Here is a 17419-nt window from a genome sequence, read left to right on the forward strand (position 1 = left end):
GGATTTATTATGCGCCTGCAAAATCGCCTCAACCAATATCAGCGGCTGTACAACAAGACCGGCCTTGTGCCACAGGCGATCACCGTATCTGCGTTGGCCGCTATTTTTTGCTGTAGCGAACGCCACACGCGAACCCTGCTGGCTCTATTTCAACAGGCCGGATGGATCCGTTGGTCGTCACAGGCCGGGCGCGGCAAACGCGCCGAAATCGCCTGTCTAAAAACGCCGGAAAGCCTGCGCGAATCCTACCTGCAAAAGCTGCTTGATGAGGGCGAACATTCGGCCGCGCTTCAGCTGAGTCAGTTAGACTCACAGCATCTTAATACGCTGTTGGCACCACATCTTGGTGGTCAATGGCAGGAAGACGCCCCGACTCTGCGCATTCCTTATTATCGCGCGATGCAAACATTAGACCCACAGACGCTGACTGGGCGCGCAGAGCAGCACATCGCTCACACCCTTCATGCCGGACTGACGCGTTTCGTCACCGGAGAATCCGCACCGCAGCCGGATCTCGCACACCATTGGCAAATCAGTCATGAGGGTAAGGTGTGGCAGTTCTTTTTGCGCAGCCACCTTTACTGGCACAACGGCGAGCCGCTGTTGACCCGCCAGATTTGCCAGCTGTTTGAAACTTTTCGGCAGTCGCCGCGCAGCCGACACAGCCTCGACAACGTCGAAGCCATTTCGCAGCCGCACGCGCTGTGCCTGCAATTTCAGCTCCAAAAACCCGACTATTGGTTCGCTCATCGGCTCGCCGACCTCAGTTGCCTGCTGTTTCATCCGCATGCGCCCACGGTCGGCGCGGGACCGTTCAAGCTCGCACATTTTGCGCCCGAGCGCGTTCGGCTGGAACAGCATCCTTATTATCATCTGCAGCGCCCCTATCTTTCTGCCATCGAGTACTGGATAACGCCGCATCTGTTCGACAGCGAAATAAAAAACAAGGTGAGCTGCCAGCATCCGGTTCGGATAACCCTGGGAGAAAAAAATCAGATGGCGCTCGTCAGACCGGTGAAGCGCAGTACCAGCCTGGGGTTTTGCTATCTGGCCATCAATCTGCGCAAAAATGCGCTAAGTCCTGCACAGGCTCAAAAAATCGTCGCGCTAATTCGCCACTCCGGCCTGCTCAACAATCTGCCCATCGATCATTCGCTGGTTAAACGCAGCCGAGAGATGCTGCCAGGCTGGCCGCTGCCTGTCGCGTCGACGGAAGCGTTGGAAACACACGATGGTGTACAGCTTCCGAAAAAACTTTCGCTGCTGTTTCACCCACCGATGGAGCTGGAACTGGTCGCCGGAGCGCTGAAGACCCTTCTTGCTGACGAGGGTTGCGAATTAGAAACGCATTATCATCCGGGTCGGCTCTGGAACGACGCCGCACAGCTTACTGCCGTTGACCTGATGCTTGGCGATCGTCTGATTGGTGAAGCACCGGTTGCAACACTGGAGAACTGGCTGCGTCAGGACCCGCTGTGGCCCGCCATCCTCAGTGACGACGCCCTTGACCAACAAAACCAGCGCTTGCTGTCGATTCAGCAGCATCCCTCCGAGTCACTGCGGGAAGAGAAGCTACGGGCGCATTTTTACCAGCTGATGGAACACGGCAGCATTACGCCGCTGTTCAACTATCAATACCAGGTTAGCGCGCCTCCAGGCGTTAACGGCGTTCAGCTTACCGCCTGGGGCTGGTTTGATTTCTGTCGGGCATGGTTACCTCCGCCGGTCAGCCAGCCCGATTGATTTTTGCTATTAACGTGCGTGAAACGCCAGTAACATACCGCCATTAGCCGCAGTTTGGCGGGTAGAGACTTTGAACAGCAGCCTTAATCGCGCTGCTTAAACAGCATATAAAGGGTTTAGAAATGAAAAGAGCCGTTGTGGTCTTTAGTGGCGGACAGGACTCAACCACCTGTCTGGTGCAGGCGCTCACGCAGTATGACGAAGTGCACTGCATCACCTTCGACTATGGACAGCGTCACCGCGCCGAAATCGACATTGCACAAAAGCTGTCCGTCGAGCTTGGCGCGAAAGCGCACAAAGTACTGGACGTCGGCCTACTCAATGAACTGGCCGTTAGCAGCCTGACCCGTGATAACATTCCGGTGCCGCAGTTTGGCGAAAATGCCGAGAACGGCTTACCAAGCACCTTCGTGCCGGGACGCAACATTCTGTTCCTTACGCTGGCGGCTATCTATGCCTATCAGGTTCAGGCAGAAGCGGTGATTACCGGTGTCTGTGAAACCGACTTCTCAGGGTATCCTGACTGCCGCGACGAATTCGTTAAAGCGCTCAACCACGCCGTCACGCTGGGCATCGCGCGCGACATCCGCTTTGAAACGCCGCTGATGTGGCTCAACAAGGCCGAGACCTGGGCGTTGGCTGACTACTATGGCAAACTGCCGCTGGTACGTAATCAGACCCTGACCTGCTATAACGGTATCGCCGGCGACGGCTGTGGTGAGTGTGCAGCCTGCCACCTGCGCGCCAAAGGGTTAGAAGAATACCAACAGGCTCCGGAAGCCATTAATGCCAGCCTGAAAGAAAAAACCGGGCTGGTATAAGAGGCTGGCATCCAAATAGCCAAGTCATTCGTGCTGTAGCAAGGCGGCAACCGAACGAGTCCCCAGGAGCTGACATAAGCCAATGACTGGGGTGAGCGAGGGTAGCCAACGCTGCTGCGGTGCGAAGTACGACGGCTATTCTTCTAACTCACGCAGCTTTTCGAGTAACTCTCCCTCAAGCGGTAACGCCTTTTGGCTGCGTAAGTCGATGCATACAAAGGTTAATATTGCATCGACCACCGTTTCGCCATTGCAGGTGATTATCTGCTTGAGCACGCCGCTCTTATTGTTCAGCTGCTCGAGTCGGCTGTCGATTTGCAGCAGGTCACCCAATACCGCCGGCCTGCGATAATTGATATTTATGTTGACCAGAATAAAAGCAATTTTGTTTTGCGCCATCCATTGGAAACCTTCCTTATTGTCCAGCCACTCCCAACGCGCCGTTTCGAGAAACTCAAGATAACGGGCATTGTTAACGTGCTGGTAAACATCAATGTGAAATCCACGAACTTTAATCAACGTTTGCATAGCGTTACACCTGCTGCTTAAGAAGTTTGTTAACTGGTCAGACTTCTTTCAGATTAGCAGAAGAACGCGGCGACAAAAGTCTTCGCCTCATCGCCGCGATCCGTATCACAATTTCAAACGGTTCTGATTACGCTGGAATAATGACGGTCCAATGCCTGGGACTTCCTGCAATTGCTCAATTTTGGTGAAGGGCCCCATCTCGCTACGGTATTCAACGATGGTCTGCCCTTTCTTAATGCCGACACCGTTTAACGCCTTGGCCAGTTCTTCGGCACTGGCGTTATTGAGGCTGACCTTTTCTTCTTCGGCCAGCCCCTTTTCCGTTTCTTTTGCGGATGCCTTACCGGCCGACTTCTCTTTCCCCACCGACTTTTCTACGCTGCTGGACGCCGTGTTTTTTGCACCGCCGTCGCTCGCGGCCTGAATGCTCAGCGGCATCACCGCCAGACCTAATGCTAATACCATTGTCGTGATTGATAATCTTTGCATGCTGTAATCCTCCATGTTGTTGACAGCACCAACAGAGTGGCGCAGCGCGCTGAAGAGTACAAATGGCAGAATTCAGATGTGGAAAAGGCCGCGAAAGCGGCCTTTGGGTATTGCAGATAGTTACACTACGGCTCCGTGAAGCCTCGCACTTTTACTGGTTCTGTGCGGCGCTGCCAAACTTCACTTTGGCCTGGTGGCGCAGGTTTGCAAGCAGTGCATCAAAGGTGTTGTTTGATGAAGTCTGCTGCAGCTGCTGATTGAACTGTGCGGCTTCGGCATCGGTCAATTTGCCTGGGTTTACGGCGGTCAGCTTGATTATCACGGTATTGCCCCGATCATCCTGAGAAATACCGTAGCTTGGCTTGCCGTTTTGCGGCTGTGGCAGGGCATAAACGTTCTGCTCGAAGTCAGAAGGCTGAGCGGTACGCTGAACCTTCTGCACGTCGCCAAAGCTCAAACCGGCCGCTTTCAGCGCATCGTCGCCTTTACCTTCTTTCAGAGCGATCAGCAGTTTCTGCGCATCAACGCGTGACTGGTCTTCGGCCTTCTGGCGCTTCACAAGCTGAGTCACCTGATCTTTCACTTCGGCAAAAGGTTTCACGCCAGCGGCTTTGTGTGCATCAACACGCACAACAAATGCACGATCGCCGTCAACGGTGATAACGTCAGAGTTACTGCCCGGTGTGCCGTCGTGACCAATCAGTGAACCGTCAAACAACGCCTGTACAACCGGCTTGAAGTTGATGGCAGCAGGCACATTTTGCTGAGTAAAGAAGTCAGTGTGTGAAGCCTTGGTGCCAGCCGCTTGCTCGGCCGATGCCAGAGACTCATTGTCATTGCTGGCCGCATCACTCACTTTCTGCTGCAACGCGTAGTAAGCGTCCAGCGCTTTTTCCTGCTTCAGCTTGTCAACGATACCGTCATGCACTTCTGCCAAAGGTTTAACCTGTTCTGGCATAATGTCATCAAGACGCAGAATGAAGTAGCCGCTGTCAGACTTAATAACGCCTGACATCTGACCTTTGCTGGTCAGGTTGGCGCTCTTGAATTCTGGCAACGTGGTTTCAGGCTCCATCCAACCCAAATCACCGCCCTTCTTGCCGCTGAGAGTATCAACAGATTTGGTTTTTGCCAGGTCAGCAAAATCCGCACCTGCCTTCAGCTGTGCATCGATAGCCTGTGCATCCGCCTGGTCTTTCGCCACAATCACGCTGTAACGACGGCGTTCTGGCTGGCCAAACTCGCTTTTGTGCTGGTCGTAATAGGCTGAAACGTCGGCGTCGGTAACCTGAGTCTTGGCCTGCATGGCCGCTGCATCCATTTCGATGTAGCTAACTTTAATCTCTTCAGGAGCCACAAACATGTTTTTGTTTTGGTCGTAGAACGCCTGTAGTTCGCTGTCGCTTGCCTGCTGCTTGGCGGCAAGGGCGCTGGCGTTGAAGGTCGCCGTGTGAACATCACGTTCTTGCAGAACCAGCTCAGACATGGATTTGGTTTCAATCGGCAGCACGAAATCGCTCTCGCCGTACGCTTGAGCAAGCTGCTGGCTCACCAGCTGTTGCTTCATCAACTGCGCGAAGTTGTCTGCGGTATAACCCATACCCTGAATAGTTTGCAGGTATTTGGCGTTATCGAATTGATTGTTAGTCTGGAACTGCGGTGTGGCAAGAATCGCGTCTTTGATCTGTTGATCGCTAACGGTCACGCCTAATTTTTTGGAGTATTGCTCCAGCAGAGTCACGTCAATCAGGTTGTTGAGCGACTGCTGGCGCAGCTGCTGCATATAACCGTCGCTGCCTGCCAGTGCGGCAAACTGATCGCCTAGCTGTTGCTGTAAACGGCTGCGCTGGTTTTGTACGGCGTCGTCAAGCTGGGCACGGCTGATTTCCTGGCCGTTCACTTTCGCTGCGTAGTCGCTTGACCCACCAATTAAGTAATTGCCTACACCGGTCAAAACAAAAGATAAAACGATCAAACCAAGAATGATTTTGAGCACGACGTGGTTAGCTGCCGCGCGTAAGTTGTCCATCATAGTGAAGCAACACTCCGCTGTATTTGGGGTTTAAAACTTGGGCCGCGTGTAGGATACCAACGATCCCTGTGACACCCATAGGGTGCAGCACAATAAACTGCGTGTTTACACTGACACTTCGTTTTGAGTGGTGTTCAAAAGAATCACTGTTAACAGGCAACATTTAAAACTTTCGGCACGCATAAGTATTTCGGTACACATAAGAAAAAAAGCGCATCTCTTCGATGCGCCCTATATATTACCTTACCAACCCTGAGACGTCAGGTTATTGTTAGTAATTATCCGTTTACTGCATCTTTCAAAGATTTACCCGCGCGGAAGCCAGGTACTTTGGCAGCCGGAATACTGATTTCTTTACCGGTTTGCGGGTTACGACCTGTGCGAGCTGAGCGCTCACGAACTGCAAAGGTACCGAAACCAACCAGTGCAACTTCTTCTCCGGCTTTCAGAGAATCAGTTACGGATGCAAGCACCGCGTCCAGCACACGTCCAGCGGCCGCTTTAGAAATATCCGCACCGGCTGCAATTTTGTCGATCAGTTGTGACTTATTCACGTTTTCATCCCCTCTTAAAATTCTATCGTCACGCCGAAAAATCCCTACGGACGCGACAGCGCAGCTGTTATATCAAGCTTGTCAGGGGTATGCAAGCGACCCAGAACGCGTTACACCCTTCTGACAGGTTTACTAACTTAACGGCACAAAAAAAAGCTGGCAAGTAGGTTTTCACTTGCCAGCCTCAGTTTCGCTTACACTTTATGCATCAGGTCACTATTTTGCCGCCACAGGCAGTGCACCAAACGCCGGATTTTGCAACGCGAGGTTCAGAACGTCGTCGATGCGTTTAACCGGGTGGATCTCCAGGTCGGCCAACACGTTGTCTGGGATCTCTTCCAGGTCACGTTTGTTTTCGTCAGGGATAAGCACCACTTTGATGCCGCCACGGTGTGCTGCCAGCAGTTTTTCTTTCAAACCGCCGATAGGCAATACCTGACCACGCAGAGTTATCTCACCGGTCATCGCCACATCGGCGCGAACCGGGTTACCGGTCAGGCAAGACACCAGCGCAGTGCACATCGCGATACCGGCGCTTGGGCCGTCTTTCGGCGTCGCCCCTTCCGGTACGTGAACGTGAATATCACGTTTCTCGTAGAAGTCAGGGTTGATGCCCAGCTTTTCAGCACGCGCACGAACTACGGTCAGCGCAGCCTGAATCGACTCCTGCATCACTTCACCCAGAGAACCGGTGTAGGTCAGCTTGCCTTTACCCGGCACGCAGGCGGTTTCGATAGTCAGCAGTTCGCCACCCACTTCCGTCCACGCCAGGCCAGTCACCTGACCGACGCGGTTTTCGGTGTCAGCACGGCCGTAATCGACTTTCTGCACGCCCAGATAGTCTTTCAGGTTGTCGCCGTTGATAACAATGTGCTTCAGGGTTTTATCCAGCAGCAGCTGTTTCACCGCTTTACGACACAGTTTGGAAATTTCGCGTTCCAGACTACGAACACCCGCCTCACGAGTATAGAAGCGGATAATGCCGATAATGGCGCTATCTTCAACGGTCAGCTCGTTTTTCTTCAGCGCGTTACGCTCGATTTGTTTCGGCAACAGGTGCTGTTTGGCGATGTTCAGCTTTTCGTCTTCGGTATAACCCGACAGACGAATCACTTCCATACGGTCAAGCAACGGTGCCGGAATGTTCATCGAGTTCGAGGTCGCCACGAACATCACGTCAGACAGGTCGTAGTCAACTTCCAGATAGTGGTCGTTGAAAGCGACGTTCTGTTCTGGATCCAGCACTTCAAGCAGAGCCGAAGCCGGATCACCGCGCATGTCGGAAGACATCTTGTCGATTTCATCGAGCAGGAACAGCGGGTTCTTCACGCCAACTTTAGCCATCTTCTGGATAAGTTTACCCGGCATGGAACCGATGTAAGTACGACGGTGACCGCGGATTTCCGCCTCATCGCGCACGCCACCCAGCGCCATACGGACGTATTCACGGCCGGTAGCACGGGCAATGGACTGCCCCAGAGAGGTTTTACCCACCCCCGGCGGTCCTACCAGGCACAGGATCGGCCCTTTGATTTTGCTGACGCGAGTCTGCACCGCGAGGTACTCAAGGATGCGGTCTTTCACGCGTTCCAGACCGAAGTGGTCGGTATCAAGGACTTCCTGCGCCTTACGCAGGTCTTTTTTCACTTTACTGCGTGCGTTCCACGGCACCTGAAGCATCCAGTCGATATAACCACGAACAACCGTGGCTTCGGCGGACATCGGTGACATCATTTTCAGCTTCTGCAGCTCGGCTTCGGTTTTTTCACGCGCATCTTTCGGCATTTTTGCCGCGTCGATTTTGCGTTTCAGCGCCTCATGTTCGTCCGGCGCATCATCCATCTCGCCCAACTCTTTCTGAATCGCCTTCATCTGTTCGTTCAGATAGTATTCGCGCTGACTTTTTTCCATCTGCTTTTTGACGCGATTGCGAATACGTTTCTCAACCTGCAACAGGTCGATTTCGGATTCCATCATCGCCATCAGGTACTCAAGGCGTTCGGTAATGTCGAACATCTCGAGCACAGACTGTTTGTCGGCCAGTTTCAGCGGCATGTGGGCGGCAATGGTATCTGCCAGACGTGCAGCGTCCTCGATGCTGTTCAGAGAGGTCAGCACCTCAGGCGGGATCTTTTTATTCAGTTTGATGTAGCCTTCAAACTGATTGATTGCCGTTCTTACCAGAACTTCCTGCTCGCGCTCGTCAACCGCCGGCGACTCAAGGTACTCGGCGTGTGCGGCAAAATGCTCGCCGCTGTCGGACAAGGTAGTGATTCGCGCACGCTGCAAGCCTTCAACCAGAACTTTTACTGTTCCATCAGGAAGTTTCAGCATCTGCAAAATAGAGGCTACGGTACCCACTGAGAACAAATCGTTGATACCAGGTTCATCCGTCGAGGCCTCTTTCTGCGCAACGAGCATGATTTTCTTATCATTGTCCATTGCAGCTTCAAGGCAGCGAATTGATTTCTCCCGGCCAACGAACAACGGGATCACCATATGCGGATAAACCACCACATCGCGCAGAGGCAATACGGGGATTTCTATGCGTTCGGAACGCTCAGGGTTCATAGAGCTCTCTCTTAGTTTAGCTTCCGCCAGGTTAAGGAAATCTCGTGAAACACGAGTCAGCGGGTTTCAGCAAGTAGTTAACTGAGTATATGGGGATGAATATCCGACATTCAACGACAAGAATGCGAGGAAAAAAAAATGGGGGAAAAAATCCCCCATTTTTAGTCTAAACCGCTGTAAAACTGGCTAATTATTCACCAGAAGCTTGTTGCGCCTCAGGTTTGCCATAAATCATCAGAGGTTCGGACTGCCCGGCAATCACGGACTCGTCAACCACGACTTTGTCCACGCTGTCAAGAGATGGCAGATCGTACATCGTATCCAGTAAAGCGGCTTCAACAATAGAACGCAGACCACGAGCACCCGTTTTGCGTTCCATTGCTTTCTTAGCGATAGCGGTTAAGGCTTCATCGCGGAACTCAAGCTCTACGCCTTCCAGATTGAACAGCGCCTGGTACTGCTTGGTCAGCGCGTTCTTAGGCTCTTTAAGGATTTGAATCAGGGCTTCTTCGCTCAGTTCGCTCAGCGTTGCCACAACCGGCAGACGACCGATGAACTCAGGGATCAGACCAAATTTGATCAAATCTTCAGGTTCGGCCTGAGCCAGCAGCTGACCTTCGGTTGCTTTCTCGGTCTTGCCTTTCACTTCTGCACCAAAGCCGATACCGGTGCTGGTGTTCAGACGTTGGCCAATCACTTTATCGAGACCGGCAAAGGCGCCGCCGCAGATAAACAGAATCTTGGAGGTATCAACCTGCAGGAACTCCTGCTGTGGATGCTTACGTCCGCCCTGAGGAGGAACAGCGGCCACGGTACCTTCAATCAGCTTCAACAGCGCCTGCTGCACGCCCTCACCTGAAACGTCACGGGTGATGGACGGGTTGTCTGACTTACGAGAAATCTTGTCGATTTCATCGATGTAGACAATGCCGCGCTGTGCTTTCTGTACATCGTAATCACATTTTTGCAGCAGCTTCTGGATGATGTTTTCAACGTCTTCCCCCACATAACCGGCTTCGGTCAGCGTGGTGGCATCAGCCATAGTGAATGGCACATCCAGGAAACGCGCCAGCGTTTCTGCCAGCAGCGTTTTACCGCTACCGGTTGGGCCGATCAGCAAAATGTTGCTCTTGCCCAACTCGATACCGTTGCTGGTATCACCGTTACGCAAGCGCTTGTAGTGGTTATAAACCGCAACAGCCAGAACTTTTTTCGCAGGCTCTTGACCGATAACATAGTCATCGAGGTGTTCACGGATTTCGTGTGGTGTCGGCAGCGCGCTGCGTTCGCGATGCGGTGCGACTTCTTTAATCTCTTCGCGAATAATGTCGTTACACAAGTCGACACATTCATCGCAGATATACACTGACGGCCCGGCAATCAGCTTACGCACTTCATGCTGGCTTTTGCCGCAAAAAGAGCAGTACAGCAGCTTTCCTGAACCGTCTTTGCGCTTATCTGTCATCAGTAAACCTCTTCTTTAATCTCAGTCCCGCGGACAACACACGGCGGTACGACCATTTAACTCAACAGACATGTCACTGACTGACGCTTGGCTGTGTCTATTGAAACAATTCACTCATATCTCATGCTTCAGGTAAAGCATAGGGCGGCGATTTTCACGCCGCCGCACTCAAAAAACATCCGTATGAGTTTAACTATAGACCATCGCGTCAGCAGAAAATTGCCGATTAGAGTTCGCCGCGATGAGTCATTACCTTATCGACTAAGCCATACTCTACAGCTTCGTCGGCTGACAGGAAACGATCTCGCTCAGTGTCACGCTCTATTTCTTCAAGAGATTTGCCCGTATGTTGCGCCATCAGCGTATTCATACGGTTTTTAACCTTCAGGATCTCTCTGGCGTGGATGTCGATGTCCGTCGCCTGGCCCTGGAAACCGCCCAATGGCTGGTGAATCATCACGCGCGAGTTTGGCAGCGCGAAACGCTTGCCCTTGGCACCTGCGGTCAGCAGGAACGAGCCCATAGAGCACGCCTGGCCTAGACAGATGGTGCTGACATCGGGCTTGATGAATTGCATGGTGTCATAAATAGACATCCCTGCGGTGATAACGCCGCCCGGTGAGTTGATATAAAGGTAAATATCTTTCTCCGGGTTTTCGGCTTCCAGAAACAGCATCTGGGCCACAATCAGGTTAGCCATTTGGTCTTCAACCTGTCCGGTCAGGAAGATGATACGTTCCTTCAGCAGACGGGAAAAAATATCATAAGAGCGCTCACCACGTGAAGTCTGCTCTACAACCATCGGTACTAAGGCCATGTTTGGCGCAAATTGTTCTCTTTCACCACTGTATGACATAACCGTCTCCTAATAGAATTCTCTTTAGCGCGAGTTGAAACCGATTCTACTTGAGATAAGCGATGATGACTATGCTCAAGCGGCCAAGTCGCCACATACACGGCTGACGGTTGTTATCAGTCAGAAGCTAACAGCAAAGTTACCCTTGTAGCACAAGACAATTGGGGGGCAAGGACAAGATTTCAAGCCTCTGGTGAAATTCTTTTCTCCTCGCGAATCATTGAGTGATCAAACAGCTCAATTATTGTACTGGCTGGCGATTTTTCGGTTATCACGCTGATAAATATAGTGCAAAGCGAAGAAAATGTAGTGCACGAAAGAGCTAAAAATTACCTTTCAGCTTTGAACATGCAATAAAAAAGCCCGTAGTGCAAACTACGGGCTTGATACCAGGATAAAACAGTTAACCGCAGCGAAAACTTAAGCTGGGGTAGTCTGGTTCATCAGTTCGGTAAAGGTCGTGGCTTTCTCAGTCACTTTAGCTTTAGACAGCAGGGTCTCGACGGCTTGTTCTTCCAGCGCGACGTTACGCATGTTGTTCATCAGCTCTTTGTTTTTGCTGTAGAACTCGATAACTTCTGACGGTTCTTCGTACGCAGAAGCCATCTCTTCGATCAGCGCTTTAACGCGATCTTCGTCAGCTTTCAGTTCGTGCTGGCTGATAACTTCACCCAACAGCAGGCCAACAACAACGCGTTGCTTAGCTTGCTCTTCGAACAGCTCACGTGGCAGTTCCAGAGCCTGTTTCTCGTTGCCACCGAAACGCTGTGCAGCCTGGCGACGCAGAACGTCGATTTCGCTGTCGATCAGGGCAGCAGGCACGTCGATTTCGTTAGCTTTAACCAGACCTTCGATTGCCTGAGACTTGATGCGGTTACGCACTGCGCCTTTCAGCTCACGGTCCATGTTTTTACGCACTTCAGCACGCAGACCTTCTACAGAACCATCAGCCACGCCGAAACGCTTGATGAATTCTTCAGTCAGTTCTGGCAGCTCACGCTCTTCAACTTTCTTCAGAACGATAGTGAACTTGGCCGCTTTACCTTTCAGGTTTTCAGCGTGGTAATCTTCTGGGAAGTTTACGTCGATGGTGAATTCTTCACCGGCTTTATGACCTACCAGACCTTCTTCGAAGCCTGGGATCATGCGGCCCTGGCCCATTGCCAGTACGAAGTCAGAGGCTTTGCCGCCTTCGAATTCTTCACCGTCGATGGAACCAGAGAAATCAACGGTAACGCGATCTTCAGCCTGAACGGCTGCGTCGGTTTCTTTCCAATCAGCCTGCTGCTTGCGCAGAGTTTCCAGCATGGTGTCAACGTCAGATTCGTTAACTTCAACAACTGGTTTTTCTACTTCGATGCTTTCCAGATCTTTCAGTTCAACTTCTGGATAAACTTCGAATTCAACGGTGAAGTTGAAATCTTCGCCCAGTTTGTATTCGCCCGGAACATAGTTCGGTGCGCCAGCCGGGTTGATTTTTTCTTTGATGATTGCATCAACGAAGCTGCGCTGCATCAGATCGCTCAGAACGTCCTGGCGAACGCTTGCGCCATAACGTTGTTCGATGATGTGGTGTGGTACTTTGCCCTTGCGGAAGCCGTCAATACGTACAGTTTTAGACGCTTTAGCCAGCTCGCTTTTTACTGCTTTCTCAATGCTTTCAGCAGGAACAGTAATAGCGATACGGCGACCAAGGCCTTGAGTGGTTTCAACAGAAACTTGCATCTTGTTACCTCAAAAAAATCACAGTGCTCGGTCAACCCCGAACCGGCTCGCTTCATGCAGAACCCTGATTCAGTATTCGAGGAAGTCCCGAAACCATTCCGGAAAAATAAGACGCGACATTATAGCGGCGCAACCGCTGCGAGTCGAGGACGCGTGTCTTAAAACCAAAAACCTCAACAACAAACCCCAAAATAAAAAACGGCCCGCAGGCCGTTTCAAAATTCGCCTCTACTAATACCGCATCTCGGGGGCAAAGTTCCAGAGATACTGTCGATTAATAGGGTTTTAGTGACGATTTTGCTGAAAATACGCTATTTCAGGCAAGTGTGCCTGCACCTCGGCACGGCGGAGAAGCTGGCACCGTATCCTGCAGGCCTTCCCACTCTTTCAGCGTGTAGGTGTGTAGCGCCAGCGCGTGAACGCTGCCCGCCAGTTCTTCCGTTAGAACTGAATAAATTGAACGATGGCGCGACAAAAAGCGTTCGCCAACGAACTTATCGCTCACCATCACCACCTTAAAGTGGCTTTCGGATCCTGCCGGAACATTGTGGCGATAACTCTCATCGGTTACGTCCAAGTGCGTTGGTTCAAACGCTGCAGCTAACTTTGCTTCTATTTGCTCGCGAATCATAGCCATCTCCTTAAAACACGTCTTACAGAGAACTGCGCCCAACTATTTCGCCGTCTGATACTAAATAATAGGCTGTTTTCTGTATTATTCTTACTTTCACCAAGAAAATATTACTTATGTGAACAAAATAGTCGTTTGAGATGCAGATTAGAACTTCTTATGACTATTTTTTTGCTCACCGGCGATAAATTACCTATTTCCGAGGTCCAATCCCATGGCACGCTAAACGGTGGCAATGCTATGATGCTGCCCATTCTACAATCAAAACACGCTAACTTTTTATCTTGAAAAGATGGAAAATTGAGAAAATGACCATGTTGAAGAAAATTCTTTTCCCTGTACTGGCAGTCTTTATGCTTGCAGGTTGTGCTACCAGCAGCAACACACTGAACATTTCCCCGAAAATTGCCCTGCCAACGCAGGATCCAACCCTGATGGGTGTGACTATCAGCATTAACGGCGCCGACATGCGTCAAGACAAGGCACTCGCGAAAGTGAACCGCGACGGCCAGCTGGTCTCCCTGACACCGTCACGCGATCTGCGTTTCCTGCTGCAAGAAGCGCTGGAAAAACAGATGACCGCACGCGGCTACATGATTGGTCCTGATGGCGCGGTAGACCTGCAAATCGTGGTTAACCGCCTGTATGCCGACGTTCAGGAAGGCAACCTACGCTACAACATCACCACCAAGGCCGACATTTCCATCATCGCTACCGCGAAGAATGGCAACAAACAGGTCAAGAACTACAACACGACTTATAACGTGCAGGGCGCATTCACTGCGACCGACGCTAAAATCACCAACGTCGTTAACACTGCGTTGGGTGACGTCATCTCCGACATGGCACAGGACACCAGCGTGAGCGACTTTATCAAAGCCAACTCGCACTAATCCTGCCCTCTGCCCGGCCATGCCGGGCAGAACCTTTTGATTCCTCTGCCCAATCCCTCCTTTATTCTCCGCGTTTATCCTTTATGATGCCCTCAGCCCCCCTCTTTAACGGCCTGCAGGAACACGGATGCCATGCTAAAACAGTACTTCACTATCTTTACCCAACGTAATACCGCGATTTTGCTCCTTTTAGGCTTTGCATCCGGCTTACCGCTCGCGCTGACCTCGGGCACCCTTCAGGCGTGGATGACGGTCGAAAACCTCGACCTCAAGACTATCGGCATTTTCTCCCTGGTCGGTCAGGCCTATGTGTTCAAATTCCTCTGGTCGCCGATGATGGACCGCTACACGCCGTCGTTCTTTGGCCGACGCCGCGGCTGGCTCATCATCACTCAGCTGTTACTGGTGCTGGCTATTTTTGCCATGGGTTACATGGATCCTAAAAGCAGCCTGTTCTGGCTGGCAGCGCTGGCGGTGCTGATTGCCTTCGCGTCGGCGTCGCAGGATATTGTGTTCGACGCCTATAAAACTGACCTGCTGAGCGCGGAAGAGCGCGGCAACGGTGCGGCGGTGTCGGTGCTCGGCTATCGGTTGGCCATGCTGGTGTCGGGCGGGCTGGCGCTGTGGCTGGCCGACCGTTATCTGGGTTGGCAACATACCTACTGGCTGATGGCCGTGCTGATGCTGATTGGCGTCGCGGCAACGCTGTTTGCCCCTGAGCCTGATATTCATCAGCCCGTACCCGCGACGCTCGAGATGGCGGTCGTCGCCCCGCTGAAAGACTTTTTCGGGCGCAATAACGCCTGGCTCATCCTGCTGCTTATCGTGATGTACAAGCTGGGTGACGCCTTCGCCGGTAGCCTGAGCACCACGTTCCTGATTCGCGGCGTCGGCTTTGACGCCGGAGAAGTCGGGCTGGTCAACAAGACGCTGGGATTACTGGCGACTATCTTCGGTGCACTGCTTGGCGGCGTACTGATGCAGCGTCTCAGCCTGTTTCGCGCATTAATGCTGTTCGGGATTTTACAGGGCGCGTCGAACGCCGGTTACTGGATACTCGCCGTCACCGACAAACATCTCTATTCGATGGGCACCGCCATCTTTTTCGAAAACCTGTGCGGTGGCATGGGCACGGCAGCCTTCGTCGCACTATTGATGGCACTGTGCAACAAATCGTTTTCGGCGACGCAGTTCGCGTTGCTGTCGGCGCTTTCGGCGGTGGGTAGGGTCTACGTAGGCCCGATTGCCGGATGGTTTGTCGAGGCGAACGGCTGGTCGGCGTTTTATCTCTTCTCAATTGTTGCCGCCGTTCCTGGCTTGCTGTTGCTGGCTATGTGTCGTCAGACGCTGGAATATACCCAGCGCACGGACAGCTTCTTGCCGCGAGTGCATTTCGCAGGCTCATATCGTTGGGCGTTACGTTTGTTGCTGACGGGCAGTTTATTGTTAGCGCTGTGGGTGGTCATGCTGATTACCGACGGATTAGACTGGACGCATCTGGCGACGCTTGCCGGTAAAACCGTCCAGCTGGGCGCCCTGCTTTGCCTGCTTGGCATCGTACTCGGCAGCGTGCTGGACTTCCTCGCCCTGCGCCGCCAGGAAAAAATTTAGCGTTTGCCTGGCACGATCCATAATCTCCTCTACACTGTTTTTGTCATTCGCGTCCAAAACGCCATCAATCCCCCCTTCTCCAGGCGACATAAATGTTGTGTATCCTGGGGAATTCTTGTTGTTATTTGGTTAATATCCTGATTTACCCTGATCTGGATCAATAAACCTCTTAACATAAATAAAAAAATATTAACCATTTACACCTTGTTTCATTCTGACCTTTTTTTAATCTTTTTATTAAATTTAATTTCACTCAATTTCAACATTCTGTTTACATAATTTATACCTAGCATAAACATTTAAAAAAGGCACTAAATATCCATTCCCTTGCTACGCCTTGTTTTTTCTCGTCATAGCGAATGAAAATAGCGCAAGGCATTGTTGCCATTCAGAAATTGTCACTTCACGTAACATGTGTGACCACGTTAACATAAAGTGTGGGACGGGCATTTACACAGCTTTAAGCGTGTTTACAGTACCGTAACCTTCCCGTAAAATGCCCGTACACATGAAGCGACAATAGAGCCCTGTTATTGAGGTCGTTAGATGAGACTTAAGAAATACAATAAAAGTATTGGGATGTTGTCTATATTTGCATCCACTGTAATGTTAAGTGGTTGCAATACGGCAATTATGGATCCCAAGGGAGCAATTGGACTGGAGCAGCGGACGCTGATACTGACAGCCATCGGCTTAATGCTGATCGTCGTTATACCAGTGATCGTGATGGCTTTTGCTTTTGCATGGAAGTATCGCGCTTCTAATACAAACGCTAAGTACAGTCCAAATTGGTCACACTCCAACAAAGTGGAAGCCGTGGTATGGACCATTCCAATTATCATTATTGCCATCCTGGCAACGATAACCTGGAAAACCACACACCAGCTTGATCCTTTCAAACCTATCGTTAGCAATGAAAAACAAATGACCGTAGAAGTCGTCTCACTCGACTGGAAATGGTTGTTTATTTATCCAGAGCAGGGTATCGCAACGGTTAATGAACTGGTTATTCCTAAAGATGTGCCTGTTCAGTTCAAAGTAACGTCTAACTCTGTTATGAACTCCTTCTTTATCCCGCAGTTAGGTGGACAGATTTACGCGATGGCCGGTATGCAGACTCAGTTGCACTTGATTGCAAACGAGGCTGGTACCTATAAAGGCATCTCGGCAAACTACAGTGGTCGCGGCTTCTCTGGTATGAAGTTCAACGCTATTGCAACACCTACCCGTGCCGATTTTGATGCGTGGGTTGCGAAAGTTAAGCAAGCTCCGAATCAGCTCGCAACACCAGATGATTTCAAGAAATTGGCCGCGGACAGTATCGACAACCCAGTCGAATACTTCTCTACCGTTCAGCCAGACTTGTTTAAAGAGATCATTCATCAATATTCACATGACATGAACATGTCAACAGGCCAGACAATGCCTATGCCAGCAGGCACAGACATGAAGGGCATGGATATGGGTGATAAGTCTCACACTGCCGGAGCCGGGGAATAA

General features: G+C 51.4%; 14 protein-coding genes. 5 read left to right on the top strand and 9 right to left on the bottom strand.

Annotated elements, in window-relative coordinates; translation table 11 throughout:
- Positions 1-9 precede the first annotated feature (9 nt).
- Together O1V65_RS14195 and queC are read left to right on the top strand one after the other, a co-directional pair.
- Positions 10-1743: an SgrR family transcriptional regulator gene (locus O1V65_RS14195; RefSeq protein ID WP_165429740.1), complete on the top strand. Its 1734-nt coding sequence runs from the start codon at positions 10-12 to the stop codon at positions 1741-1743.
- 122 nt (positions 1744-1865) lie between these two features.
- On the top strand, positions 1866-2564 hold the full coding sequence (gene queC, locus O1V65_RS14200) for a 7-cyano-7-deazaguanine synthase QueC (RefSeq protein ID WP_017489797.1): 699 nt from the start codon (positions 1866-1868) through the stop codon (positions 2562-2564).
- Between the two features lie 135 nt (positions 2565-2699).
- Here the strand turns inward: queC and O1V65_RS14205 are convergent, their stop codons facing one another.
- The 9 genes from O1V65_RS14205 to bolA all read right to left on the bottom strand — a co-directional run bounded on the left by O1V65_RS14205 (position 2700) and on the right by bolA (position 13415).
- Entirely contained in the window at positions 2700-3092 is a 393-nt protein-coding gene (locus O1V65_RS14205; RefSeq protein WP_017489798.1) for a YbgC/FadM family acyl-CoA thioesterase, read from the bottom strand.
- A 105-nt stretch (positions 3093-3197) separates the two neighbouring features.
- A complete protein-coding gene (locus tag O1V65_RS14210; RefSeq protein WP_165429741.1) occupies positions 3198-3581 on the bottom strand; it encodes a ComEA family DNA-binding protein in 384 nt (127 codons plus the stop codon).
- Between the two features lie 151 nt (positions 3582-3732).
- On the bottom strand, positions 3733-5613 hold the full coding sequence (gene ppiD / locus O1V65_RS14215) for a peptidylprolyl isomerase (RefSeq protein ID WP_017489800.1): 1881 nt from the start codon (positions 5611-5613) through the stop codon (positions 3733-3735).
- 278 nt (positions 5614-5891) lie between these two features.
- A complete protein-coding gene (hupB, locus tag O1V65_RS14220; RefSeq protein WP_009638628.1) occupies positions 5892-6167 on the bottom strand; it encodes a nucleoid-associated protein HU-beta in 276 nt (91 codons plus the stop codon).
- A 216-nt stretch (positions 6168-6383) separates the two neighbouring features.
- On the bottom strand, positions 6384-8738 hold the full coding sequence (lon, locus tag O1V65_RS14225) for an endopeptidase La (RefSeq protein ID WP_017489801.1): 2355 nt from the start codon (positions 8736-8738) through the stop codon (positions 6384-6386).
- 190 nt (positions 8739-8928) lie between these two features.
- The gene (gene clpX / locus O1V65_RS14230) at positions 8929-10203 is read right to left on the bottom strand and encodes an ATP-dependent protease ATP-binding subunit ClpX (RefSeq protein WP_017489802.1); all 1275 of its coding nucleotides are present in this window, start codon (positions 10201-10203) and stop codon (positions 8929-8931) included.
- A 226-nt stretch (positions 10204-10429) separates the two neighbouring features.
- A complete protein-coding gene (clpP, locus tag O1V65_RS14235; RefSeq protein ID WP_017489803.1) occupies positions 10430-11059 on the bottom strand; it encodes an ATP-dependent Clp endopeptidase proteolytic subunit ClpP in 630 nt (209 codons plus the stop codon).
- Between the two features lie 420 nt (positions 11060-11479).
- On the bottom strand, positions 11480-12784 hold the full coding sequence (gene tig, locus O1V65_RS14240; protein WP_269129823.1) for a trigger factor: 1305 nt from the start codon (positions 12782-12784) through the stop codon (positions 11480-11482).
- Between the two features lie 316 nt (positions 12785-13100).
- Complete coding sequence (bolA, locus tag O1V65_RS14245; RefSeq protein ID WP_017489805.1) at positions 13101-13415, bottom strand: transcriptional regulator BolA; 315 nt, start codon at positions 13413-13415, stop codon at positions 13101-13103.
- Between the two features lie 314 nt (positions 13416-13729).
- On the opposite strand from bolA, the gene O1V65_RS14250 reads away from it, so the two are divergent.
- The 3 genes from O1V65_RS14250 (at position 13730) to cyoA (ending at position 17419) form a co-directional block, all read left to right on the top strand.
- Positions 13730-14308: a lipoprotein gene (locus O1V65_RS14250; RefSeq protein ID WP_026110240.1), complete on the top strand. Its 579-nt coding sequence runs from the start codon at positions 13730-13732 to the stop codon at positions 14306-14308.
- A 132-nt stretch (positions 14309-14440) separates the two neighbouring features.
- The gene (gene ampG / locus O1V65_RS14255; protein ID WP_017489807.1) at positions 14441-15919 is read left to right on the top strand and encodes a muropeptide MFS transporter AmpG; all 1479 of its coding nucleotides are present in this window, start codon (positions 14441-14443) and stop codon (positions 15917-15919) included.
- A gap of 546 nt (positions 15920-16465) precedes the next feature.
- Complete coding sequence (cyoA, locus tag O1V65_RS14260; protein WP_017489808.1) at positions 16466-17419, top strand: cytochrome o ubiquinol oxidase subunit II; 954 nt, start codon at positions 16466-16468, stop codon at positions 17417-17419.

This window comes from Rouxiella badensis, assembly GCF_026967515.2.
GTDB lineage: Bacteria > Pseudomonadota > Gammaproteobacteria > Enterobacterales > Enterobacteriaceae > Rouxiella > Rouxiella badensis.